The sequence below is a fragment of the Saccharothrix hoggarensis genome (genome assembly GCF_052936025.1).
This window is the reverse complement of record NZ_CP193624.1, coordinates 4,256,820-4,282,100: the sequence shown is the minus strand read 5'-3', so window position 1 is coordinate 4,282,100 and position 25,281 is coordinate 4,256,820. Positions and strand designations below refer to the sequence as shown.

Sequence of the window (25,281 nt, the reverse complement as noted above, 5' to 3'; positions counted from 1 at the left end):
CCTTCAACAGCTTCCATTCAAGAGCCATTCCGCCACGTGTGCCTGTCACGTCCGACAATTCCTGCGAGTTGGTGCCTCCGGAGGGTGTGGGTTGTCATCGAAGGAATTGCCGGTAGGCATGTGGCGATTACCACGGCGTTTCGCCGCGGCAATCGCCACATGCCTGCTGCCGGACTTCCCGTCGAGGTCGTCAGGGCGCGGTCGGGCCGACGTCGGCCGCGCCGAGCGGGCCGCGGGTGACCGGGGCGGTGGACCGCTCGTCCGCGCCGACGTCCGCGCCACCGGTGCGCGCCTGCCCGTCGAGGTCGTCGGTGACGAACGGGTGGCGGCCGGTGCCGGAGTCGATCGCCGGGCTCGCCGCGCCGATCCGGTGGATCGATCCGTCGCGGACCAGCAGCGGGTCGACGGTCCTGACGGCGTCGGCGGACTTCGTGACACCGGTGGTCGCCGACCCGGTGGGCCAGGCGATGTTGCCGGCGTAGGTCGCGTTCACCGGCGCCTTGCGCTCGTTGAACAACCTGCCCTGGCTGCCGCTGACCACGTTGTCCGTGATGACCAGGTCGACCGGCGCGAGGGAGTAGTTGGCGCCGATCTCGATGTTCGACACGTTGTCGACGAAGGTGTTGTGCGCGACAGTCGCCCGGTAGACCCGCCAATGGGCGCTCAACGCGCCGGACGTGTCCACGTCGCCTCCGTCGAGTTGCAGCGCGGCGTCGTAGCCGGTGCCGGTGAGGCCTTCGAAGTGGTTGTTGTAGATCCTGTGGTCCTGGCCGTAGACCCGGATGCCGCCGGTGCCCGCCTTGCCGCCGCCGAGGAAGAAGTTGCCGTGGAACGTGCCGCGGTTGCCGTGCCGGTGCGACAGGGTGCCCTGAGAGGTGCGGAACGTGTTGTACCGGACGATGTTGTCGTTGCTCTTGACCGAGATGATCTCCGGGTCACCGTCGCAGTTCTCGAACAGGTTCGACTCGACCACGGTGAACCCGCTCGACCGGGAGATGCCGCTCCAGCCGACCCGGATGGCCTCCATCTCGTTGGTCGCCCTCGGGCCGATGTTGCGGAAGTGGTTGTGGTCGATGAGGTCGTGCTGCGACTGCTGGGTGTCCGAGCCGTCGATCGTGATGAAGTTGCCCAGCTGGTGCTTCTCCTCGAACAGGTTGTGGTCGACGCGGTTGTGGTGGCTGTTCGCGCCCTGGATGATCACCCACTTCAGGGACGACTCCTCGGTCAACCGGAAGTGGTTGCGGGTCAGGCGCACGTTGTTGGAGCTGGTGATCTTCAACGTGTCGCTGTTCGTCCACTTGAGACCCTCGAATATGACGTAGGAGGAGTTCGCCACCTCGAGCTGCCCGTCGTCGACCACCGCCTGGCCGCGGTTCGCCGCGACCACGGTGATGGGCGCGGCGGCGGTCCCGTGGCGGCCGGTCATCTTGCCGATCGAGTAGCGGCCGTCCGCGAGCACGATCCGGTCCCCGGCCTGCGCGGCGGCGAACGCGCTCTGCAGCTGGGCCGAGTCGGCGACGTCGACCGTGCGGCCGGCGCCCTGGTCACCACCGTGCGTCACGCTCAGCCCGTAGATCTGCACCTCGCCGTAGTTGCCCGTGTCGCAGGGCGTCGAGTTGGTGCAGTTGGCCTGCGTGTACGCGCCGGCCTTGAAGTAGCCCCCGGTGAAGCTCTTCGAGATCGTGGTCTGCAGCACGCCGTTGTAGTAGGCCTTGATCTGGCCCCCGCTGACGACGAACTTCGCCTGGAACCTCGTGCCCAGCACGTAGTTGCTCGTCACGAGCTTGTGGTGGGACGTGTCACCGTTGGTGACGTAGAGGTTGCCGCCCTCCAGCCGGAAGACGGAGACGTCGTCGCTGCCGTCGTGGATCTGCCCGGCCACGACGTGCGGCTTGTCCTCGGGCAGGGCGGTGATGGCCTGGTCGACCACCATCGTGTGCGTCCCCGACGTGGACGACCAACTCGCCTTGGCCGTACCCGACATCTCGCGGAGTTCCGAGCGGGGGTAGCTCGACCCGCTGGTGGTCACGCCGTTCACCGCGGCCCGGAAGCGGACCGCGTCGCAGTTCGGGGTCGTGACGAACCACGGGTCGACCGAGTAGGTCGCGAGCTGCGGCTGGTAGACGTTGGTGGGACTCTCCTCCGCGCCGATCGGCAGCCCGATGTACCAGTTCGCGAGGTTCAGCACGCCGGCCGGGTAGGCGCACGTGCCGCCCCCTCCGCCGTCGGCCCCGTTGACGGTCGCCTCGGTGATGCTGGTCCAGTCGTTCACCGTGTTGCCGTAACCGACCACACGCAGGTACCGCGCCGAGGTGTCGGCGAAGTCGTAGTTCTCGTGCCGAACCGTGCCGCCGCTGCTGGTCTTGCGCGCCAGCGCGGTGGTCCACGACGACCCGTCACCCGACAGCTGGACATCGAAGGTCGCCGTCCTGGTGTCGCCCTTGTGCCAGGCGATCGAGACCGAGCCGACGGTCTGCGCCGAGCCGAGGTCGTAGCGGATCCACACCCCGTCCCCCTCGGCTGACCAGCGGGTGGTCAGGTCGTTGTCGAGGGTGTTGGCCGGCACGTTGCCGTCGTGCCCACTGGCCATGGCGCCCACGACCGCCACCGGCGGCCCCGCCACCCCCGCCACCCCCTCGACCGCCGAAGCATGGCCGGTAACCCCCGCACCCGCGATGACCGCCACTACGGCGGCGCACCAAGCTCGTCGCATCGAACCTCTCCTCTGTTGGAGGACGAACCCGCGCGCACGACCGCGAGTCCGGCCGTCCGTCACGGCGCCTCCTGGACGGCGCCATCGTGGCGACCTCCGCTGACCGGGTGTTGAGCGCGCGCTGATTCGCCTGCTCAACCGCGGTGCGGCCGGCTGCGTCGCTCCGGTCAGGGGTTGGCGGCGAGGAGGAGGAACGCGCCGAGCAGGATGAGGTGGACGGTTCCCTGCAGCCGGGTGGCTCGACCGGGGACGACGGTCAGGGTGGCGACGACGATGGTGATCGCGAGCAGGACGATCTGGTTCGCGCCGAGGCCGAGCAGCAGGGGCCCGGGTAGCCAGATCGTCGTGATGGCGATCGCGGGGATGGTCAGGCCGATGCTGGCCATGGCGGAGCCCAGGGCGAGGTTGAGGCTGACCTGGATGCGGTTGCGGCGGGCGGCGTTGGCGGCGGCGAGGGTCTCGGGCAGCAGCACGAGCAGGGCGATGACCACGCCGACGAACGCGTGCGGCAGGCCGAGACCGGCGACGGTGGTCTCGATCGCGGGGGACAACACCTTGGCCAGGCCGACGACCGCGACGAGCGCGACGAGCAGCAGCGCGACGCTCGTGGCCGCGGCGCGGTTGGTGGGCGGGTCGGCGTGGTCGTCGCCGTCGGCGTCGTTGACGACCACGCCGTCGCTGGTGACGGGCAGGAAGAAGTCGCGGTGGCGCACGGTCTGGGTGCTGACGAACGCGGCGTAGAGGACGAGCGACGCCACAGCGGCGAACGTCAGCTGCGTCGGGGAGAACTCGGGCCCGGGCCTGGCGGTGGTGAACGTCGGCAGCACCAGGCAGACGACAGCCAGTGCGGCGACGGTGGACAGGGCCGCGCCGGTGCCCTCGGCGTTGAACACTGCGAGCCGGTACTTCACGGCGCCGATCAGCAACGACAGGCCCAGGATCCCGTTGCAGGTGATCATCACGGCGGCGAAGACGGTGTCACGGGCCAGCGAGGCGGTGCCGGCGCCCCCGGCGATCATCAGGGTCACGATCAGGCCGACCTCGATGACGGTGACGGCGACGGCCAGCAGCAGTGATCCGAAGGGTTCCCCGACGCGATGCGCCACCACTTCGGCGTGGTGCACCGCGGCCAGCACCGCGGCGCCCAGGACCAGGGCGATGACCACGAGCAGTAGCGAGGGCACGTCGCGGCCCCAGGACGCGGCCATCACCGCCACGGCGACCAGCGGCGCCAACGCCCGCCAGTCCGTGAAGAACCGACCCCGACTGGCCGGCGGCGTCGATGCGGCTCGCACCTCGGTGGGATCGGTTCCTTCGGGCCCGCTCACGCCGATGCTCCGGCGGAACGCGGGGCACCGAGTGGATCGGCGGTTCGCGGCGCGGTCGTCGTGCTCGCGTCGGAGAGCTGCTGCGCCGGCGCGTCCTGGCCCGTGGTCGACGCTTGCGCATGCCCGACGGTCATGTGTCCAGAATATCGGACCAGGCGGTTCCCGACGTGGATGACACACGCGGAGCCCCGACGCGGCAGTCCGTCCATCCCGGACGGTCGTGATCTCGACTGTCCTCACCGGATCGTGTGAACGGACGCCGGTTGACGACCTGGTCCGCTCGGAAGGTCAGGTGCTGTCGCGGTGGATCAGGATGGACGGGAAGGGCGTGGACGGGCTCGGGGCCCGTCGTTCCAGCACGGCGACGGCGGCGTTCCCGGCGATCTGCTCGACGGGGTGGCTGGTGGTTGTGAGCGCGGGTTCGGTGAGGCTTGCGAAGGCCAGGTCGTCGAACCCGGCGACCGCGACATCGCCCGGCACGTCGATCCCCGCGCGGCGCAGCGCGTCCAGTGCGCCCAGCGCGGGGAGATCGCCCAGCGCGAAGGTCGCGTCTGTGTCGGGCAACGAGCCATGATCTCCGTGACGGCCGCCGCACCGCCGGGGGCGGGGTAGTCGCCGGGCACCATTCGGGCCGGCGCGTCGACCGCGTCGACCGCTCGCTGGTAGGCCGCTGCCGCCCGGTGCGAGCACGGCAGCCACGTCGGACCACCGATCATGGCGATGCGCCGCCTGCCGCTACCCAGCAGGTGCTCCGCCACACCGGTGGTGCCCGCGCCGTTGTCGACGTCGAAGGACGGCACGTGCCGCGACCCGACCCCGATGGCCGCGACCCGACCGCGACCCGACCGGGGCACCGCGGCGAGCGCCGGTGCGGTCGGGTTGACCAGGACGACGGAGTCGACGCTGCGGTGGTCCACCAGGCGCGTGAGTTCGGCCGGTTCGCGCAGCGGCACCCAGTGCAGGGACACGCCGAGGTCGCGCGCGGCGGCGACCTCGGCGGTGGTGGCGACGACCTGGGCGACGTACGGATCGTTCAGCACGTCGGCGGTCCGGCCGCCGACCGCCACCGCTATGCGCGTGCCGCTGCGACGGGCCAACGCGCGAGCTGCGGTGTACGGGACGTAGCGCAGTTCATCGGCCGCCGGGACGACCTGGGCTCGGGTGGCGTCCGATGCGGGCCCCCGACCGCTCACCACGCGGGACGCGGTCGCCCGGGACCGTCCCGCGGCGCTCGCCACGTCTTCCAGCGTCGGCTCACGTCGCGTCCATGCGCTCACGTGACGACCTGCCGATCATCCAAAGCGGGTGCGGGGACGAGGTCGGCTTGGTCACCGCCGGCCCCCGGCGGGGACACCTGGTCAACATCGGCATGGGTGACCGATGGGTCCTGGGTCCGGGACTTCCTCACCTACTACGACACCTGGTTCGACCGAAGCATCGATCAGCTGAGCCGCACATCGCGACCCACCCGCGTGTACTGGATCCTGTGACCGAAGCATCCCGTTGAGCTGCGTGGACGCTACGATCACCGGCGTGCGCCCACTGGCTCCCGGAGTCCACCAGTTGCTCGGCCGTCCCCCTCACCTGGTGAACGCCTACCTGGTGGAGGACGTGCTCGTGGACGCCGGCACGCCCTCGGCGCGCAAGCGGATCACCAGGCAGTTGGACGGGCGCACGCTCGCGGCGCACGTCGTGACCCACGCGCACCCCGACCACTTCGGGTCCAGCCGGGCCGTGTGCGAGCGGTACGACGTGCCGTTGTGGGCGGGGCAGCGGGACGCCGAGGCGATCGCGACCGCGACGCCCGCCACCGGCCCCGGTCTCGTGCCCGCGCTGATGTCGCGGATGCCGATGCCGGACGCCCACCCCGTGGCCCGCGGGCTGCGCGAGGGTGACGAGGTGGCCGGGTTCACCGTGCTGGACGTGCCCGGCCACTCGCCGGGTCACATCGCCCTGTGGCGGGACCACGACGGCGTGCTGATCTGCGGTGACGTGTTCTTCAACGTGCTGCGCCCGTCCGCGCCGCCGAAGTTCCTCACCTACGACGACGAGCTCAACCGCGCGTCCATGCGCAGGTTGGCCGAGCTGCGGCCGAAGCTGGTGCTGTTCGGCCACGGCCGTGCGCTGCGCGACCCCGACCGCCTGTCGCGCCTGGTCGGATGAGCACCCTCGAACGGGACCGGGAGCTCGCGCGCATCACGGCCGCGCTCGACTCGGCGGCGGCCGGTGACGGCCGGGTGGTGGTGATCGAGGGCCGTGCGGGCATCGGCAAGACCCGGCTCGTGCAGGACACCAGGGCGTTGGCCAAGCAACGCGGGTTCGGACGCATCCAGGCCGTCGGCGACGCGTTGGAGAGCGCCATGGCGTGGGGTGTGGTCCGGCAACTGGTGGAGCGGTCGATCTCCCGGTACCGCGGCGAGGTCCGGGACCGGATCATGGCCGGACCGTCCGGTGACGCGTTGCGGGCGCTCGACACCGCGGCGGCCGACCCGAGCGAAGCCGAACTGGCCCGCACGCTGCACGCGCTGTGGTGGGTGGCCGTCGACCTGTCCGCGACCCGGCCCCTCCTGATCACCGTGGACGACGCGCAGTGGGCCGACCTGTCGTCGGCGCAGTTCCTGGTCTACCTGTCCCGGCGGATCGCGGACCTCCCGATCGCGCTCGTGGTGGCGACCCGCCCGCCTGCGGCGAACGCCGGACCGCTGGCGCAGCTGAGCGTGTCGCGGCAGGCCGAACGGCTGCTGCCGCGCCCCCTCACGCCGCACGGGCTGGGCGAGCTGGTCGCGGCACGCGGCGTGCGGCCCGCCCCGGAGGTGGTGGCGGCGCTGCACGCGGCCGGCGCCGGCAACCCGTTCCTGACCGGCGTGCTGGTGGACGAGCTGGACGCCCTGGGGTTGCCGCTGGACGCGCCGGACACCGCCGCCGAGGTCGCCAAGCTCGGTCCCAGCACGGTGTTCCGCGCGACGCTCGGCCGGTTGCCCGCCGAGTCGGTGCGGCTCGCGGGTGCCGCGGCCGTGTTGGGCACCGGTGCCGACCCGTGGCTGGCGGGCACGATCGCCGACGTCGACCAGGCCGGCCTGTCGGACGCGGTGGAGGCGCTGGTCGCGGCGCACGTGCTGACCGGCGACGAGCTGACGTTCGTGCACCCGGTGGTGCGCGAGGCGGTGCTGGCCGAGCTGGGTCCCGTGGCGCGGGCGGCGTTGCACGCGCGGGCCGCCACCCGGCTGTGGGAGGCCAAGGCGCCGGCAGACCGGGTGGCGGCGCACCTCGCGCAGGCGCCCAAGGGCAGCCTGCCGCAGGCCGTGGACGTGCTGCGGGAAGCCGCCGTCGCCCTGCTGGCCGCGGGCGACCCGCACACCGCGGCGTCCCACCTGCGGCGGGCGGTGCAGGAGAAGCCGGACGACGCCGGTCTGCGGGCCGCGCTGGGCCGGGCGTTGCTGCGCACCGGTGACGCCGCCGAGGCGCGCCGCGAGCTGCGTGCCGCCGCGTCCGCGATGCCGGACGCCGAACTGCTGGCCGCCGCCGCGTCCGCGACCGCCGCCGTGGACGGTCCGGAGGCGGCGATCGCCGAACTGACCGAAGCCATCGCGGCCCGCGGCCCGGACGCAGGCCGGTTGCACCTGGAGGCCAGGCTGGCGGTCGTCCGGTCGTTCTCGCCGCGCCACCGACAGGCCGCGTCGGAGCACCTGCGCGGGCACGCGTCGCTGGCCGGCCGCACCCCCGACGAGCGCACCCTGCTGGGCCTGCTCGCCCAGACCGGCCGCTACGAGGTGCGGCCGTCGTCCGAGGTGGCCGCCACCGCGTTGCGCGCGCTGTCGAACGGCGCGTACTTCGACGACGCCACCGGCAGCACCGACGCCATGGTGGCGTGGGTGGTGGCGCTGCTCGCGCTGATGGCCGCGGACGGCGTGGACGAGGCCCGCCGGGAGATCGAACGGGCACGGCTGCGGGTGCGTGCGCACGGCTCGCCGGTCGAGTTCGCCATGGTGGCCAACTCGGCGGCGTTCCTGAACTGGCGGTCGGGCGACATGGTGCAGGTGGCCGTCGAGGCCGAAGGCGGGCTGGCCGCCGTGCGCGAAGAGGATCCGGCGCCGCACGTGGTGGCGCTGCGCGCGACCGCCGCCCAGTTCCTGGCCTACGTCGCGTTCGAGCGGGGCGACCTGGCGGGTGCGGCGTCGGCGCTGGCCGCGTTCGACTCCGAGCACCCCGACGCGCCGCAGATCATGCCGACGATCTGGCTGCACGAGCCGCGCGCCGTGCTGGCGCTGGCGAACGGCGACCCCGGGGCCGCGCTGGCCGAGGCGCGCTTGCAGCGGGACGCGATGCTGGCCGCCGAACTCGACCCGCCGACGGTCCCGTGGCGTGAACCCGCGGTGCGGGCGGCGATGCTGCTCGGTGACGGGGCCGCCGCGCTGGTGCTGGCAGAGGAGCAGGTGGCACTGGCCCGCAAGTGGGGCGCCGCGACGGAGATCGGCGCCGCGCTGCGGCTGCTGGCGCACGCCGACGCGGGCCGACGGGTGGAGCTCCTGACGGCTTCGGTCGACGTGCTGGAGGCGTCACCGTCGCGGCTGCAGCTGGCGCGGTCGCTGGTCGACCTCGGCGAGGCGCTGCGGGTGGCACGTCGGCGCACCGACGCGCGCGAACCGCTGCACCGGGCCATCGACCTGGCCGTGGCATGCGGGTCGACCGTGCTGCGCACGCGGGCCGTGGACGCGTTGGAGGCGTTGGGGGACAGGCCGCGCCGGCTGGTGCTCGCGGGCGCGGAGGCGTTGACCGCCAGTGAACGCCGGGTCGCCGACCTCGCCGCGACGGGCCGGGCCAACCGGGAGATCGCGCAGGAGCTGTTCGTGACGCCCAAGACGGTGGAGAACCACCTGGGCCGCATCTACACCAAGCTCGGCATCAGCGGGCGCCGCGACCTGGCGAAGGCTCTCGCGTAACCAGGTAGGAGTCGGGTGGGGGTAGGCCTGATACACCCAACTTTCCCGACCCCCACGTTGAGGGGCCAACCCTCATGCCCTCGACGTTTGCGCAGGTCAAGCTTCTCCTATCGACAGCGAAGGGGCCACGGGAGGTGGCCCCCTCCACAGGAGGTAGGAATCCCATGTTGCGCAAGCTCGTCATCGCTGCCATCGCCACTGCGGCCGTCGGCTCCGTCGCCCTGCCGGGCCTGGCCGCGGCCGACCCGATCATCGGCACGCCGCCGCCGTGCGTGAAGCTCGCCGACGTCACCGGCCCCGACTTCGAGGTCAAGCAGTGCGGTGTCAGCGACGTGGACCAGTACCGCGCCGGCTTCGCGGCCAACGGTGGCACCCACTGCGGCCCGTCGTCGCTCTACAACGTGCTGCACTACTGGGGGCACGAGAAGAAGGCGCCGGTCGGCTGGCTCACCACCAAGGTGGGCAACCTCGACCCGAAGAACCCCGCCCACTACGGCGTCGTGACCAACTCGATCGGTCGCATCGCCACGGACTCCAAGTGGAGCGTCGAGGACGGCACCAACTCGACCAACCTGCGCACCGCGTGGAACATCGCCACCAAGCCCGCCAGGGACGTCGGCTGGGCGACCGACACCGGCGGGATCAGCACCGCGACCAGCCCCGACTTCGCCGGTGAGCTGGCCAAGAAGCTCAACCAGGGCCCGGTGCAGATGTGGTACGGCCGCTACGTCGCCGGTCCGCAGAACAGCCTCAAGCGCGACGGCGGACACCTCGTCACGGTGGTCTCGGCCAAGGGTTCGTTCAACGGCGACTTCGTGCAGCTGCGGCTGGCCGACCCGGCCGAGGCAGCGGACCACGGCACGCCCGGCTACCTCGACACGCAGTCCGCCTACGAGTCGCTGGCCGTGACGCTGACGCGGCGGTCGGTCTACGAGTACCTGCCGGTGAAGGACGACGAGACGACGCCGGTCGACGAGAGCCTGCAGCCCGGCACCTACCGCACGGTCGAGCGGTGGGAGCTCGCCGGCACCGCGTACGCCGACCAGAACAAGCCGCTGGTCGAGGGCTTCAACTGGTTCGTGATGTCGCCGCCGGTGGGCTGAGTCCCAGCAGCGCAGAGGCCCCGCTCGCCCGAGCGGGGCCTCTGCGCGCGCACCGGCCGTTGTAACACCTGGGCGCAGAGGTAGCGGTCGGAGGAGTTGATCGACTGCCACGACACGGGTTGCCGTTCTACGTTGGAGACGGTCTGCCTCGACACGCCCGCGGCGGCGGCCACGTCCACGATGCCGACGCGCCGCCTTCCGTGTTCCGTGCCGTCCTTGGACACCGGCCCACATGCGCGGTGACGGGTCCGCCGTGCGCTGACCGCGGCCGGACTCGACGTGGCCACCACGCTGGTGGAGATCCGGGTGCCCGAGCCGTGCACGGTGGACATGGCCGACTCGGTGGTCGACCGGGTGCGGTCGCTGTCACCGCGACCCACAGCGGTCATCTGCCTCAACGACATCGTTGCCCTCGGGGTGTTGCGCGGACTGCGTCGGCGGCGTCCGGGTGTCGGCCGGGATGTCGGTGGTCGGGGATCGGTCGGGCGGAAGAAGCTGCGGTGCGAGAGTCCTCTGCGGGTCAGGCGAGCTGCCGGTCCACGACGGACGGTGAGAGCACGTGCTGGATCACCATCGCCGCCGCGCCGAGGACACCGGCGTCGTCGCCCGCCTGGGACGGGACGATGCGCAGGCTCTCCGTGGCGAGCGGCAGGGAGCGCCGGTAGATCGCCTCGCGCACCCCGGCGAGCAGCATCTCGCCGGCCATCGCGAGGGTGCCGCCGACGACGATCAGCGAGGGGTTGAACATGCTCACGCAGGTGGCGAGGACTTCGCCGATGGTGCGGCCCGCCCATCGCACCAGCTGGCCGGCTTCGAGGTCGCCGGTCCGTACCAGGGCTACGACGTCGGTGCTGGTGTGCGCGTCGATCCCCTTGGCGCGCAGTGCCGCGGCGATGGCGGAGCCGCTGGCGACGGCTTCGAGGCAGCCGGTGTTGCCGCAGCGGCACGGCACGTCGCCCGCGTGCGGGGCGGCGATGTGGCCGAGGTCGCCGGCCGCGCCGACCGCGCCGCGGTGCAGTTCGCCGTTGCTGATGAAGCCGGCACCTATGCCGGTGGCCACCTTCACCACGATGACGTGCTGGGCGTCCGGGAAGCACTTCGTGTGCTCGCCGAGTGCCATCAGGTTCACCTCGTTGTCCACCAGGGCGGGAACCCCGAACTCGGAGGCGATGCGCCCGCGGACGTCGTAGTCGTCCCAGCCCGGCATGATCGGCGGGTTGTTCGGCCGTCCGGTCGAGTGCTCGACCGGACCGGGCAGACCGATGCCGGCCCCGGCGACCTGCACCGAGTCGAGCCCGGCTTCGGCGAGCAACGCCTTCCAGGTCTTGATCAGCACGGGGAGGACCACGTCCGGGCCGTCGGCGACGTCCAGCTCGATGCGGCGCAGGACGAGGGGTGAGCTGGTCAGGTCCGTCACCGCAAGCGTGGCGTGGGTCGCGCCCACCTCGGCGGCGAGGACGATTCGCGCCCGTGCGTTGAACACGAAGCGGCCCGCCGGTCGGCCGCCGGTCGACGTTTCGCTGCCCCCTTCGCTGACCAGGCCCGCATCGAGCAGGGCGTCCAGCCTGAGCCGCACGGTCGACCGGGCAAGGCCGGTCACCGAGGTCAGCTCGGTGCGGGTACGTGGCACGCCGTCGCGGAGGAGGTGCAACAGCTCTCCGGCGGAAGCGGCTCCGAGGAAGCGGCCCTCTTCTTTCACGCCGCGATTGAACCAGACAGTCCGACTTATGGCGCAATTTGCCGAAACCTCCGGGACTTTTGATTGACATCCGCCAATGCCCCTCATACGGTTCGCCACATGACTGTGACCCACCTAACTCAAGCGGCGGAGAGCGGTCGTGCCGAGCCTCGGACCCTGCGGATCGCCGTGGTGGGTACCGGCTTCATGGGCCGTGTGCACGCCGAGGCGGCGAGGCGTGCGGGAGCCGAGGTCGTCGCCGCCGTGGCAGGCACTGCGGACCGTGCGGCCGATGCCGCGAGGGCCGTCGGTGCGGGACGCGGCTACGCCGACCTGGACGCACTGCTGGCCGAGGCAGGCGCCGACGTGGTGCACGTGTGCACGCCCAACGTCCGGCACGCCGAGGCGGTCCACGCCGCGCTTGCCGCGGGTGCGCACGTGATCTGCGAGAAGCCGCTGGCCACCGGTACCGCGGAAGCGACCGGGCTGGCCGAGGCGGCGCGGGCCGCGGGTCGGGTGGGGGCGGTGCCGTTCGTGTACCGGTTCCACCCGATGGTCCGTGAGCTGCGGACGAGGCTGGCGACCGGTCGGGCGGGTGTGGTGTCCACGGTCAGCGGCGGATATTGGCAGGACTGGTTATCGCGGCCGACCGACGACGACTGGCGGGTCGACCCGGCGGTCGGCGGCCCGTCTCGGGCGTTCGCCGACATCGGCTCGCACTGGTGCGACCTGTTCGAGTTCGTGACCGGTGACCGGATCCACCGGCTGTCCGCACAGACGGTGGCCGTCCAGCGGCGACCGCGGTCGCGGGCCACGCCGACCGAGGACGCGGCGGTCGTGCAGTTCACCACCGGGTCCGGGGTGCTGGGCACGGTGGTGGTCTCGCAGGTCGCGGCCGGCCGGAAGAACCGGTTGTACCTGGAGGTCTCCGGCACCGAGGCCAGCTTCGCGTTCGACCAGGAGGACCCGGAGCGGTTGTGGGTCGGCGGGCGCGGCGGCAACCAGGTGTTGTCGCGAGACCCGCAGACCCTGTCGCCGTCGGCGGCGCGGTACGCGCGCCTGCCGGCCGGGCACGCGCAGGGTTACCAGGACTGCTTCGACGCCTTTGTGGCCGACACCTACCGCGCCGTGCTGGGCGAGGACCTGCCGGACGGCCTGCCGACCTTCGCCGACGGCCTGCGGGCGGTACGCATCACCGACGCGGTCCTGACCTCCGCCGCGTCCGCCGGGGCGTGGATCGAGGTGGATCGATGACCGTCGGTGGTGACGTCGTCGTCCGGCTCGCCGGGATCACCAAGGGCTTCCTCGGGGTGCCCGTGCTGCGCGGTGTCGACCTGGAGCTGCGCGCGGGCGAGGTGCACGCGCTGATGGGCGAGAACGGAGCGGGCAAGTCGACGCTGCTCAAGGTGCTCGCGGGTGTGCACCGGCCCGACTCGGGTCGGGTGGAGGTAGACGGCGAGCCGGTCGTGTTCGCCACGCCGCGGGACGCCCAGGAGGCGGGCATCGCGATCATCCACCAGGAGTTCAACCTGCTGGAGCACCGCACCGTCGCGGAGAACGTCTACCTCGGCCGGGAGCCGGTCCGCCGGGGGCAGGTGGACCGCCGCAAGATGGAGGCCGACACCAAGGCACTGCTGGACTGGCTCGGCGAGGAGGGGATCGACCCGGCCGACACCGTGACCCGGTTGTCGGTGGCGCAGAAGCAGGTCGTGGAGATCGTCAAGGCGCTGTCCACCGACGCCAGGGTGCTCGCGATGGACGAGCCGACCGCCGCGTTGGCCGACCACGAGGTGGAGCTGCTGTACGACCTGGTCGACCGGTTGCGCACCAGGGGCATCGCGATCCTCTACGTCTCGCACCGGATGCGCGAGGTGTTCGACCTGAGCAAGCGGATCACGGTGCTCAAGGACGGCGCGTTCGTCACCTGCGCCCTCACCAGCGAGCTGACCTCGGACGAGCTCGTGCGCCACATGGTCGGGCGCTCGCTCGACGCGCTCTACCCCGACCGCGCCGGCGCGGACGACCTCGGCGACGTGCGGCTGGCGTTGCGCGGCGCGGGCAACGGCCGGGTCCGCGGCATCACGTTCGAGGTGCGGGCGGGCGAGATCGTCGGCATCGCGGGACTGCAGGGCTCCGGGCGGTCCGCGATCGCGCGCGCGATCTGGGGCGTCGAGCCGTTCACCACAGGCACGCTGGAAGTCGACGGCGTCGTGCGGCGGATCACCGACCCACGTGCGGCCGTGCGGCTCGGCATCGGTTACGTCACGGAAGACCGCAAGGGCGAAGGTCTGGCGTTGCGGCAGTCCATTCGGGACAACGCGCTGCTGGTCCGCCGCGCGGCGCTGACCGGGGGTCCGGGACGGCGCAAGTCGGACCTCGGCGAGCTGTTGAGGTCCGTCGCGGTCGTGGCGCGGGGCGAGCACCAGGAGGCGCGCTACCTGTCCGGCGGCAACCAGCAGAAGGTGGTGCTGGCCAAGTGGCTGGCCGTCGGACCGCGCGTGCTGGTCGTGGACGAGCCGACCCGCGGCATCGACGTCGGCGCGAAGCAGGCCGTGCACCGGCTGCTGCGAGACCTGGCGCGCAGCGGGGTCGCGATCCTGATGATCTCCTCCGAGCTGCCGGAGCTGATTGGCATGAGCGATCGGATCCTGGTCGTCCACGAGGGCGCGATCGCGGGCGAACTGCCCGCGGGCGCCGGTGAGGAAGCCGTCATGGGCCTGGCCACCGGGCACACCACGGGAGAAGTGGCATGAGCGTCGCGCAGGAGAAGGTCGAGCTCGCGAACCCCGTCCGGCGCGACGGCGGCCGCCGGTTCAGCTTCACCCCGACCGTCACGGTCTACCTGGCGCTGGCGGCCCTGCTCGTGGCCGGCAGCATCCTCGTCGGCCTGAACGGCGGCGTGCTGCTGGACCAGGGCGGCATCCTCAACATCCTCACCCGCAGCACCGTGCTGGGGCTGGTCGCGGTCGGGCAGACCATCGTGATCATCACCGGGTCGCTGGACCTGTCCGTGGCCTACCTGGTCGGGCTGTGCTCGCTGGTGGCGGCGGAGACGATGGCCGGCAGCGACGGCATGATGGTGCCCGGCGTGCTGCTGGCGCTCGGCGTGGCCGCCGTCGTCGGCCTGGTCAACGGCCTGGTCGTCACCGTGCTCAAGGTCAACGCGTTCATCGCGACCCTCGGCGTGGCGCTGATCCTGCGCGGCTACCTGGAGGACAACTACACCGGACCGGCGGGCAGCGTGCCGCGCGCGTTCCAGCACCTCGGGTTCGACCGCATCGGCCCCGTCCCGGTCGGTGTGGTGCTGATGCTGCTCGTCGCGGCGGCGGCGTGGTGGTACCTCAAGCGCACCCGCGCCGGCTACCACACCTACGCGGTCGGCGGCGACATCGACGTGGCGCGGCTGTCGGGTGTGCGCACGGGCCGCACGATCGTCACCGCCCACGTGCTGTGCGCCGTCGCAGCCGGTCTGGCCGGGGTGTTCCTGGCCAGCCGGCTCGGGTCCGGCGCGCCGTACGTCGGCACGGACGCGGGCTACGACCTGGAGTCCATCGCGGCCGTCGTGCTCGGCGGCGCGGCGCTGGCGGGCGGCCGGGGCGGTGTCGTCGGCACGATCGGCGGCGTCCTCATCCTGGCCACCCTCGACACCATCTTCGACGACCTCGCCGTCGACCCGTTCTTCAAGGACGTGGTGCGCGGCGTCGTCCTCATCGTCGCGGTGGCGCTCTACGCCCGCCGCAAGCTGACCAGGAGGTCCGCGTGAACGCGCCGACCACGTGGCGCCCCCGCCTGGCGGAGGGCACCGCGCCCGTGCTGGCGGTGCTGGCCGTGCTGCTGGTGGCGCTGGCCTTCGCCGGCCCCGCCTACTCCGAACCCACCGGCTACCTGGCGCTGCTCAAGCGCGCCGCGCCGCTGGTGCTGCTGGCCATCGGCCAGTACTTCGTCATCGTCTCCGGCGGGTTCGACCTGTCGGTCGGCTCGCTGGTCACCGCCGAGGTGGTGATCGCCGCACGGCTGATCGAAGGCGACGACGCGAACACGGCGTGGGTCATGGCCCTGCTGCTGGGCTTCGGCCTGCTGGTCGGCCTGGTCAACGGGCTGGTCACGACCAAGCTGCTGGTGCCGTCGTTCATCGTGACCCTCGGGATGCTGCTCATCCTGGACGGCGCGGTGTTCCTGTGGACCGGCGGCGCACCGCGCGGCGCGCTGTCACCGTCGTTCCGCGTGTTCGGCCGCGGCGGGGTCGACCTGCCGGTCCTGGGCCACCTGCCGTGGTCGGTGGTCATCCTGCTGGCCGTCCTCGTCGCCGCCGCGCTGTTCATGCGCAGCGGCACCGGTCGCACGCTCGTCGCGGTGGGGGACAACGAGAACTCCGTCCGCCTCGCGGGTGGACGGGTGGACCGGCTGAAGGTGCTGGCGTTCGCGCTGTCCGGTCTGCTCGCGGCGCTGGCCGCCATCCTGCTCGGCGGGTTCGCCGGCGTGTCGGCCCAGGTCGGCGAGGGCCTGGAGTTCCGCGCCATCACCGCCGTGGTCCTCGGCGGCGTGCTGCTCGGCGGCGGTAAGGGCTCCGTCGTCGCCGCGGCCGCCGGCGCGCTCACCCTCGAAGCCCTCTTCTCCTTGCTGAACCTGCTCGGCGTCTCCGGCGCGCTGGAGTCCGCCGTCCAAGGCGTGATCATCATCGCCGCCGTCGCCTACGCCGCCCTCGGCGTCAACCAGAAGCTCAGGTTCCGGCGCCGCACCGGCGCACCCGAGCCCGCTTCCCGCTAGTCCCCGCCGCACAAGGAGACAACCGATGAACAGGAAGTGGTTCGTCGTGGCCGTCGCGGGCCTGCTGGCCATGGCCGGCTGCAGCAGCGACCTGCCCGCCGACACCGGAACAACCGGCACGACGGGCGCGTCGAAGGCCGCCGGCGCGAAGTCGGAGTTCTTCGACCAGGCGGAGTACGAGCGCCAGCTGACGTTCCGGTCGACCACCGCCGAAGGACCGGCCGACAAGCCGTGGGAGCAGATGCTCTCGCCCGAGCTGGTCGACACGGCGAAGTACGCCAAGCCGGGCGGCAGCCACCACCTGTGCTTCTCCAACGCGGCGGTCAACAACCCGTGGCGGCAGGTCGGTTTCACCACCATGAAGGAGGAGGTGAAACTGCACCCGGAGATCACCAAGTTCACCGTGCTCGACGCGGAGGGCAAGGACGACAAGCAGATCAGCGACATCCAGTCGTTCGCCTCCCAGGGGTGCAGCGCGTTGATCGTGTCGCCGAACACCACCGCCACGCTGACCCCCGCCATCGAAGCGGCGTGCGCGACGAACGTGCCGGTGATCGTGTTCGACCGCGGCGTCAACACGTCGTGCCCGGTGACGTTCATCCACCCGATCGGAGGCTTCGCGTTCGGCGCGGACGGCGCGGAGTTCCTGAAGGAGAAGGTCAAGGCGGGCGGCAAGGTCCTCGCCCTGCGCATCCTGCCCGGTGTCGACGTGCTGGAGCAGCGGTGGGCGGCGGCCAACGAGATCTTCTCCGGCAGCGGGTTGAACGTCGTCGGCGTCGAGTTCACCGACGGCGACGCGGCCAAGACCAAGAGCATCGTCAACGACTACATCCAGCGCGAGGGCCAGATCGACGGCGTCTGGATGGACGCGGGCGCGACCGCCGTCGCCGCGGTCGAGGCGTTCCAGGACGCGGGCGTGCCGATCCCGGCCTTCGTCGGCGAGGACCAGCAGGACTTCCTGCGCACCTGGGCGGTCGAGAAGATGACCGCCGTCGCCCCGACCTACCCGACCTACCAGTGGCGCACCCCGGTCATCGCCGCGCTGAAGGTCCTCAACGGTCAGCAGGTGCCCAAGGAGTGGGTGCTGCCGCAGCCGAAGATCACCGAGGGCGAGCTCACGGACTTCGTCCAGCAGGACATGCCGCCGCTGCACTACGCCATGTGCGGCTGCGACCTCATGCCGGGCTACCCCGCGCCCTGGAAGTAGAGCCGCTGCCCGGCCCGGATGGAGGAACTGTGCACGCGATCGGTGTGAGCACGTGGGTCTGGACGTCGCCGCTGCGCGACGCGACGCTCGCCGAGCTGGCCACGCGAGTGGCCGGGTGGGGGTTCGACGGGCTCGAACTCCCGGTGGAGGAGGTCGACGACTGGGACCCGGCGCACGCCGCGCGGGTCCTGGCGGACCAGGGGCTCGCCGCGACCGTGTGCCTGGTGATGCCGCCGGGCCGGGAACTGGTCGCGGCCGAACCCGCCACCGTCGCCGCCACCCAGGACTACCTGCGACGGGTCGTGGACATCGCGGCGGAGGTGGGTTCGCCGGTCATCGCGGGACCGGCCTACGCCTCCGTCGGCCGCACGTGGCGCATGACGGAGCAGGAGCGGCACGACCGGATCGCCGAACTGCGCGACAACCTCGCACCGGTGGTCGACCACGCCCGCGCGGTCGGCGTGCGGGTCGCCGTCGAACCACTCAACCGCTACGAGACCAGCCTGCTCAACACCATCGGGCAAACCCTCGCCGCCCTGGACGGCCTGCCCGTCGACGGGTGCGGCGTCGCGGTCGACGTCTACCACCAGAACATCGAGGAGAAGCACGTCGGCGACGCGATCCGGGCGGCCGAGGGCCGGATCGCGCACGTCCAGGTCTGCGGCAACGACCGCGGCGCACCCGGCGACGACCACCTGGACTGGCCCGACATCACCACCGCCCTCACCGAAGCCGACTACACCGGGCCGCTGTGCATCGAGTCCTTCACCGGCGAGAACGCCAGCATCGCCACCGCCGCATCCATCTGGCGCCCACTGGCACCCACCCAGGACGCGCTCGCCGTCGACGGTCTGAAGTTCCTCCGGGAGGTGATCGGCACCAGCTGATCGGGCGTCACCCACAACTCACCGGCGCCGGCACGCCGGACGGAACAGAAAGCGTGTGGAGGATCGTGAGAACCCCTGTATTCCGCTTACGCACCGTCCTCGGCCTCGTGCTGACGGCGCTCGTCGTGGCCGGGTTGTTGCCGGCGACCGCGGTGGCCCACCCCGGCCACGACGCGCCGGCCGAGTTCCGGGCACTGCTGTTCACCAAGACGGCCGCCGGCGCCTACCGGCACGACTCGATCCCCGCCGGCGTGGCGATGGTCGAGAAGCTCGCCGCCGACCACCACTTCGACGTGGTGCACAGCGAGGACGCCAACCAGTTCACCGACGGGAACCTGGCCGGTTTCGACGTCGTCATCATGCTCCAGAACGGCGGCATGGTCTGGGACACCGACGCCCAGCGCGCCGCCGTGAAGAAGTTCGTCAACGACGGCGGCGGCATCGTCGCCATCCACAACGCGACCGACATGAACATCGAGTCGTCCTTCCCGTGGTGGGACGACTTCGTCAACGGCGGCGCGCACATGACCGCGCACTCCGCCAACGGACTCACCGCCACCGCCTACCAGGTCGACGAGGTGCACGAGTCGACCAGGCACCTGCCGGACCGCTGGCAGAAGGCCGAGGAGTGGTACAACTTCAAGCCCAGCATGCGCGGCAAGGTGCACCCGCTGGTCGAGGTGGACGAGACCACCTATGACCCGGGTTCCGAGGCCATGGGCCACGACCACCCGATCTCGTGGTGCCGTGAAGCCGAAGGTGGCCGGGTTTGGGCGACCGGCATGGGCCACAACGCGGCCGACTACACCGAGCCGAACTTCGTCGCGCACCTGCTGGGCGGCATCCGCACCGCCGCGGGCGTCGTGCCGTCCGACTGCGGCGCCACGGTCGACACCAGCTTCGAGAAGGTGACGTTGGACGACGCCACGCGCGCGCCGACCACGCTGGACGTCGCGCCGGACGGGCGGGTGTTCTACACCGAGCTGCTCGGCGAGGTCCGGGTGCACGACCCCGCCTCCGGCGCCACCTCGACGGCGTTGTCCCTGCCCGTCTACAGCGGCGGCGAGGACGGCCTGGTGTCCGTCGCCCTGGCGCCGGACTTCGCCACCAGCAACCACGTGTACCTGTACTACTCCCCGGCGGGCACTGCCGAGATCAACCGGCTGTCCCGGTTCACCGCCGCGGGCAACGTGATCCGTCCCGACAGCGAGAAGGTCCTGCTGGAGGTGCCCGCGTCGCGCCGCGAGGAACCCGGCCACACCGGCGGCTACCTGGAGTTCGGGCCGAACGGCAACCTCTACGTCGGTGTCGGCGACGACACCAACCCGTTCCAGTCCAGCGGGTACGCCCCGGTCGACGAACGTCCCGGTCACGACCTGTTCGACGCGCAGAAGACCGCCGCGAACACCAACGACCTGCGGGGCAAGATCCTGCGCATCCACCCGGAACCGGACGGCACCTACACGATCCCCGCGGGCAACATGTTCCCGCCGGGCACGGAGAAGACCAGGCCCGAGATCTACGCGATGGGTTTCCGCAACCCGTTCCGCTTCAACGTCGCCTCCGACGGCACGCTCTACATGGCCGACTACGGGCCGGACGCGGGCGGGGACAACCCGTCACGCGGTCCCGGCGGCTTGGTCGAGTGGAACGTCATCGCGGAGCCCGGCAACTACGGCTGGCCTTACTGCGTCGGCGACAACACCCCGTTCAACGACTTCGACTTCGCCACGAACACCTCCAAGGCCAAGTTCGACTGCGCCAACCCGGTCAACGACTCCCCGAACAACACCGGCCTGACCACCCTGCCCCCCGCCAAGGCCGCGACCGTCTGGTACGGCAACGGCGAGGAGGGCGACGAGTTCCCGGAGATGGGCGCCGGCGGCGAGGCCCCTATGGCCGGACCGCGTTACGATTTCGACCCGAACCTGGTGTCGGACATCAAGTTCCCGGAGTACTACGACGGCAAGCCGTTCTTCTACGACTGGACGCGCAACAAGTTCTGGACGTTCTCGCAGGACGACCAGGGCGGCCTGCTTAAGATCAACGAGTGGTTCAAGAGCGTCACGTCACTGGCTCCGATGGACATGAAGTTCGGGCCGGACGGCGCCATGTACGTCGTGGAGTGGGGCGGCGGCTACGGTCGCGACAACCCCGACTCCGGCATCTACCGGATCGACTACACGCAGGGCAACCGGCGGCCGACCGCGAAGGCGACGGCGACGCCGTCCTCGGGTCAGGCGCCGCTGCCGGTCAGGTTCTCCGCCGCGCAATCGGTCGACCCCGAGGGCGCCGCGCTGACCTACGCGTGGACCTTCGGCGACGGCGGCACGTCCACCGAGTCCGAGCCCACGCACACCTACCAGTCCAGCGGGGTCTACAACGCGCAGCTCACCGTGACCGACGCGTCCGGCAAGAGCGGCGTGACCAACGTCCAGGTGACGGTGGGCAACACCGCGCCGTCGGTGACGATGGCGGCACCGGTCGACGGCGGGTTCTTCGACTTCGGCGACAAGGTGGCGTTCGACCTCGACATCACCGACCCGGAGGACGGTGAGCCGGACTGCTCGAAGGCGGTCCTGCAACCCGCGCTCGGCCACGAAGCGCACGCGCACCCGATCGACCAGATCAACGCGTGCGAGGGCGAGTTCACCACCCTGGTCGACGAAGGCCACGCCGACGCGGACATCTTCTACTCCGTCGACGCGTCCTACACCGACCGCGGTGCCGGCACCCTGCCGCCGCTGACCGGCCGCGACCTCGCGGTGATCCAGCCCAAGCACAAGCAGGCCGAGTACCACCAGGAGTCCTCCGGGATCATCGTCTCACCCGACCCCGCCGCCGAATCGGGCAAGCGGGTCGGCGACCTGGGCGACGGCGACTGGATCGCCTTCACCCCGGTGAACCTGCACCAGATCGACCGCGTGACCGCACGGGTGGCGTCCGCGAGCGCGGGCGGCTCGATCGAGCTGCGCAAGGACTCGCCGACCGGTGACCTGCTCGCGACCATCGCGGTCCCGGAGACCGGCGGCCTCGACCGGTACGCGACCGCGCCGGACGTGGCGGTCACCGACCCCGGTGGCACGATCAAGCTGGTCGCGGTGTTCCGCGGCCCGGCCAACCAGTTCACGCTGGACTCGTTCGCCTTCATCGGCAAGGGCGTGTCCGTCAACGCCGCACCGCACGTGGTCGTCACGGCCGACCCGACGACCGGCGCCGCGCCGTTCACCACCAAGCTCACCGCGACGGCGAGCGACGTGGAGAACGACGCGCCGTTCACCTACGCGTGGGACCTGGGCGACGGCACGTCCGCGTCGGGAGCCACGGTGGAGCACACCTACGCTGAGAACGGCACTTACCACGCGTCGGTGACGGTCACCGACGCCGCGGGCCGGTCCAAGAAGGTGTCCACCCCGGTCGTCGTGCGCAACGCGCCGATGCCGCCGATCACCTGCGACACCCCGAAGCCGGACATCCCGATGAACGACGAGTTCGACGGTGACCGGCTCGACGGCTGCCGCTGGGACGCCATCGTCCGACCGGACCTCGCGTCGATGAGCATGGCAAACGGCCTGCTCGGCATCGAGACGCTGCCCGGCGACATCAACGGCGCGGCGAACGACAACCCGCGCAACTTCATCCTCCAGAACGCCCCCGAGGGCGACTGGACGCTGGAGACGCGGATGGCCGCGCCGGTGGTCGAGCAGTGGCAGCTCGCCGGCTTCATGGTGTACGCCAACGACGACGACTACGTGAAGTTCGACGTCGTCGCGCGCAACGCGCCCGGCCAGGCCGTGGCGCTGGGCGCGGAGCTCGTCTCCGAGGACAACGGCTCGTTCGGCAACGGCGGCAACCGGTCCATGATGATCGGCACCCCGGAGAGCGGCTGGTGGCACCTCCGGCTGAAGAAGGTGGGCAACACCTACAGCGGCGAGATCAGCGACGGCGGCACCAACTGGACCTCGCTCGGCGACCCGGTCACCAACGACGTGCCGAACGCGAAGTTCGGGCTGATGGCGATCGGCCCGAGCCAGACCATGGGCCCGGTGACGGTCGACTTCGACTACTTCCGGGTGTCCGGCATCGACACGACCGCGCCGGAGGTCACGGCGACCGTGAACCCGGCCGAGCCCAACGGCACGGACGGCTGGTGGACCACGTCGCCGACGGTGACCATCACCGCGGCGGACGCCGGGTCCGGCGTGGCGCGCACCGAGTTCCGCATCGATGACGGCGGATGGGCGCAGTACACCGCGCCGTTCCCCGTCACCGGTGACGGCACGCACACGGTGCACTACCGGGCCACGGACGTGCGCGGCAACACGTCCGAAGCCGGTTCGGTGACGGTCAAGGTCGACACGAGCGCACCGACGGTGAAGGTCACCGGCCTGCACGACGGAGTGAGCTACGGCCACGCGCAAGACCGGGTGATCGACTGGCAGGCCGACGACACGGGATCCGGGGCCGCGTCGGTCACCGCGATGCTCGACGACAGGCACATCGCATCGGGCACGACCCTCGCCATGCACACCCTCGCGCTCGGCGCGCACACCCTGGCGCTGACCGCGACCGACAAGGCGGGCAACAAGCGGGTCGTGACGGTGTCGTTCACCGTCACCACCTCGCTGCCCGACCTCCAGGCGCTGGTCGACCGGTTCGCCGCGGAACGGCGCATCCCGTCGTCCACCGCGCGCGGCCTTGACCGCGACTTGGACGACGCCCGCCGGCTGCTGTTCGACGGCAAGACCGCCAAGGCGATCGAGAAGTTGGAGGGCTTCCGCGACGCGGTCTCCCGCAGGGTGGGCGATCGGGCCGTGCGCGACCTGCTCGTCGCCGACGCCGACGTGGTGATCGCGGCGCTGCGGAGCCAGATGAGCGGTAGCTGACGGCGTTGGCCGGAGCCACCGCGCTCCGGCCACCCGCACGTGGGGCGGTTGCCGGACCGCACCCCCGCCCGACCGGTGCCGGGACGTCCGCGTCCCGGCACCGGTCGGTGACCGGTCGTTCAGTAGAGCCGGCGAAGGAGGGGGCCGATGACGGACGAACCCACCGGGCTGTGGTTGATCGGGGCGCGTGGATCGGCCGCGATGACGGTGATCAGCGGTCTGCTCGCGCTGCGGGCGAGCCTGGCACCGCCGGCAGGCTGTGTCACCGAACGACCGGAGTTCGCCGGTGTCGCTGCCTGCCTGGCACGACCTCATCGCCGGCGGCCACGACATCGCCGCCACACCGTTGGTTGAACGCGCCGAACGACTGGCGAACAGCGGTGCAGCTACGTCATCACCCGCGACGAGTTGCCCAACTTCCGCTAGAACATCACCCCCTGATCGGAGTGGTGGGCCCCCTGGGCGCGCCGGTCTGTTCCGATGGCCCTCCGGGATGTGGCTGTAGGTCGCACCCGGAGGGCCTCCAGACCGCGCCGGTGATCGTCTTCCTGATGGCGAGGGCGGCTGCCGAGCGGGCGCACTCACCGTCCGGCAGCGGTTCCAGGCCGATGACGTCGTTGCGGTTGCCGCGGTGAGCAGGACCTCGAGCGGGATGCCGCCGCCGTCGGTCAGGACGTGGTGCTTGGAGCCCGGCCGGGCGCGGTCGGTCGACCGGGCTCGGACCGCTTTGGCCGCGACGTGCGGCCCGGACGTGCGAGGAGTCGACGACGGCGCGGTCCAGTCCAGCCGGCCCGCGGAGTGCGGCTCCGCGAGCAGGATCTCGTGCAGCCGGGACCACACACGGCCTCGTTCCAGTCACGCAGGCAGAGGCGCGACCAACCGGAAGGTGGAACGCGAGGTGGCCGGCGGGAAATGTAACGGCGGCTCCCCCCGAGACGACTACCTGGCACACCCGCCGACGCCAAGCGAGGACATGTGAAACTCTCGGAATTACTCAGGCTGCCGAAAATCACCGCGGACGACATCAAGAAAACGGAGGAGTACGCGCAGGTCCGGGACCACGCCGGGGAGGAGGCTTCGGTCCTGGCGTGCCGGATGCAGCTGCGCGGCAGCGTGAACAGGGCGGTGGATTCGGCTGACCTGGCCGGCCGGCAGCTCACTGCGTTCGGCGCCATGAGGAAGCTCGCGGAGCGCGCGCCGCTGCTTTCGTGGGTCCCGTCCGGACCGGGCGGCAACAACGCGTTCGTCCGGCTGATCGACGGTGATTCCGACACGTTCCCGTTCGACGACCCCTCGACCACGGTGAACTGCTGGGAGGTGATCCTGCTCGCGGTCATGCTGGACGGCCAGATCACCGGGACGCACAACCTGCGGGTGGCCTACGGCGAACGGCCCCGCAACTTCGAGGCGGAGTTGACCACGCGGCTGATGGGCGGCGTGCTGCTCCCCTACACCGGCAGGACCGTCGGCACCCCGATCGCGGGCGACATCGTCCTGTTCGACGGCTTGGGGCACGTGGTGATGGCGACCGGCGTCCACACCGAAGGTCCGATGATCAGCCCTCAACACCCGACCGGGGCGCAGGTCATCAGCTTCTGGCCCGCCCCGCTGCAGAAGTCGTTCGGGCCGGGTGCCCGGACGACGGTCGGCTACACGACCATCGAGGCACTCCTGGCCTGGTACGACGACAACAACAGTCCCCGGCCTTCGGTGACGTTCGGCTCGCCGGACTGGTCGATCCTCAACTGAACGGCCCCAGGCCGTGGGTCCTG

16 protein-coding genes and 3 pseudogenes are annotated in these 25,281 nt (G+C 71.3%); 13 read left to right on the top strand and 6 right to left on the bottom strand.

The annotated features are described in order from the left end of the window. Positions 1-190: 190 nt before the first annotated feature. The 4 genes and pseudogenes from ACRAKH_RS19370 to ACRAKH_RS19355 all read right to left on the bottom strand — a co-directional run. Entirely contained in the window at positions 191-2,623 is a 2,433-nt protein-coding gene (locus ACRAKH_RS19370; protein ID WP_380723057.1) for a chondroitinase-B domain-containing protein, read from the bottom strand. A gap of 257 nt (positions 2,624-2,880) precedes the next feature. Next, positions 2,881-3,921: a calcium:proton antiporter gene (locus tag ACRAKH_RS19365; RefSeq protein WP_380723063.1), complete on the bottom strand. Its 1,041-nt coding sequence runs from the start codon at positions 3,919-3,921 to the stop codon at positions 2,881-2,883. Positions 3,922-4,329: 408 nt separating this feature from the next. After that, positions 4,330-4,731 carry a substrate-binding domain-containing protein gene (locus tag ACRAKH_RS19360; RefSeq protein WP_447009976.1) on the bottom strand — a complete coding sequence of 134 codons (402 nt, stop codon included), beginning with the start codon at positions 4,729-4,731 and terminating at the stop codon, positions 4,330-4,332. A gap of 437 nt (positions 4,732-5,168) precedes the next feature. Further along, positions 5,169-5,279, bottom strand: a pseudogene (locus ACRAKH_RS19355) (LacI family DNA-binding transcriptional regulator); the annotation flags it as partial. A 295-nt stretch (positions 5,280-5,574) separates the two neighbouring features. Between ACRAKH_RS19355 and ACRAKH_RS19350 the strand changes: the two are divergent. From ACRAKH_RS19350 to ACRAKH_RS19335, 4 genes and pseudogenes are all read left to right on the top strand, one after another. Then, positions 5,575-6,204: an MBL fold metallo-hydrolase gene (locus ACRAKH_RS19350; RefSeq protein WP_380723059.1), complete on the top strand. Its 630-nt coding sequence runs from the start codon at positions 5,575-5,577 to the stop codon at positions 6,202-6,204. Then, positions 6,201-8,981 (top strand): AAA family ATPase, encoded by a 2,781-nt coding sequence (locus ACRAKH_RS19345; protein ID WP_447009156.1) that lies wholly within the window; start codon positions 6,201-6,203, stop codon positions 8,979-8,981. Before ACRAKH_RS19350 ends, ACRAKH_RS19345 begins: the two co-directional genes overlap by 4 nt. Positions 8,982-9,145: 164 nt before the next feature. Then, complete coding sequence (locus ACRAKH_RS19340; RefSeq protein ID WP_380719792.1) at positions 9,146-10,084, top strand: hypothetical protein; 939 nt, start codon at positions 9,146-9,148, stop codon at positions 10,082-10,084. Between the two features lie 258 nt (positions 10,085-10,342). Next, a pseudogene (locus tag ACRAKH_RS19335) lies at positions 10,343-10,537 on the top strand (substrate-binding domain-containing protein); the annotation flags it as partial. A gap of 67 nt (positions 10,538-10,604) precedes the next feature. Here ACRAKH_RS19335 and ACRAKH_RS19330 read toward each other — a convergent pair. Further along, positions 10,605-11,783 carry an ROK family protein gene (locus tag ACRAKH_RS19330; RefSeq protein ID WP_447009155.1) on the bottom strand — a complete coding sequence of 393 codons (1,179 nt, stop codon included), beginning with the start codon at positions 11,781-11,783 and terminating at the stop codon, positions 10,605-10,607. Between the two features lie 99 nt (positions 11,784-11,882). Between ACRAKH_RS19330 and ACRAKH_RS19325 the strand changes: the two genes are divergently transcribed. From ACRAKH_RS19325 to ACRAKH_RS19290, 8 genes are all read left to right on the top strand, one after another. After that, a complete protein-coding gene (locus ACRAKH_RS19325; RefSeq protein WP_380719787.1) occupies positions 11,883-13,016 on the top strand; it encodes a Gfo/Idh/MocA family protein in 1,134 nt (377 codons plus the stop codon). Beyond that, positions 13,013-14,515 (top strand): sugar ABC transporter ATP-binding protein, encoded by a 1,503-nt coding sequence (locus tag ACRAKH_RS19320; protein ID WP_380719784.1) that lies wholly within the window; start codon positions 13,013-13,015, stop codon positions 14,513-14,515. The genes ACRAKH_RS19325 and ACRAKH_RS19320 overlap by 4 nt, the downstream gene beginning before the upstream one ends. Further along, positions 14,512-15,525 carry an ABC transporter permease gene (locus tag ACRAKH_RS19315; protein ID WP_380719781.1) on the top strand — a complete coding sequence of 338 codons (1,014 nt, stop codon included), beginning with the start codon at positions 14,512-14,514 and terminating at the stop codon, positions 15,523-15,525. The genes ACRAKH_RS19320 and ACRAKH_RS19315 overlap by 4 nt, the downstream gene beginning before the upstream one ends. Beyond that, on the top strand, positions 15,522-16,529 hold the full coding sequence (locus ACRAKH_RS19310; protein WP_380719778.1) for an ABC transporter permease: 1,008 nt from the start codon (positions 15,522-15,524) through the stop codon (positions 16,527-16,529). The genes ACRAKH_RS19315 and ACRAKH_RS19310 overlap by 4 nt, the downstream gene beginning before the upstream one ends. Positions 16,530-16,554: 25 nt before the next feature. Continuing rightward, complete coding sequence (locus tag ACRAKH_RS19305) at positions 16,555-17,736, top strand: substrate-binding domain-containing protein (RefSeq protein WP_380719775.1); 1,182 nt, start codon at positions 16,555-16,557, stop codon at positions 17,734-17,736. Positions 17,737-17,765: 29 nt separating this feature from the next. Further along, positions 17,766-18,623, top strand: a complete 858-nt coding sequence (locus tag ACRAKH_RS19300) for a sugar phosphate isomerase/epimerase family protein (RefSeq protein WP_380719772.1) — start codon at positions 17,766-17,768, stop codon at positions 18,621-18,623. 65 nt (positions 18,624-18,688) lie between these two features. After that, positions 18,689-23,509 carry a ThuA domain-containing protein gene (locus ACRAKH_RS19295; RefSeq protein ID WP_380719769.1) on the top strand — a complete coding sequence of 1,607 codons (4,821 nt, stop codon included), beginning with the start codon at positions 18,689-18,691 and terminating at the stop codon, positions 23,507-23,509. Between the two features lie 147 nt (positions 23,510-23,656). After that, the gene (locus tag ACRAKH_RS19290) at positions 23,657-23,863 is read left to right on the top strand and encodes a hypothetical protein (protein WP_380719766.1); all 207 of its coding nucleotides are present in this window, start codon (positions 23,657-23,659) and stop codon (positions 23,861-23,863) included. 232 nt (positions 23,864-24,095) lie between these two features. On the opposite strand, the pseudogene ACRAKH_RS19285 reads toward ACRAKH_RS19290, so the two are convergent. Next, positions 24,096-24,387, bottom strand: a pseudogene (locus ACRAKH_RS19285) (transposase); the annotation flags it as partial. A 295-nt stretch (positions 24,388-24,682) separates the two neighbouring features. On the opposite strand from ACRAKH_RS19285, the gene ACRAKH_RS19280 reads away from it, so the two are divergent. Next, on the top strand, positions 24,683-25,258 hold the full coding sequence (locus tag ACRAKH_RS19280) for a hypothetical protein (protein WP_380719763.1): 576 nt from the start codon (positions 24,683-24,685) through the stop codon (positions 25,256-25,258). Positions 25,259-25,281 lie beyond the last annotated feature (23 nt).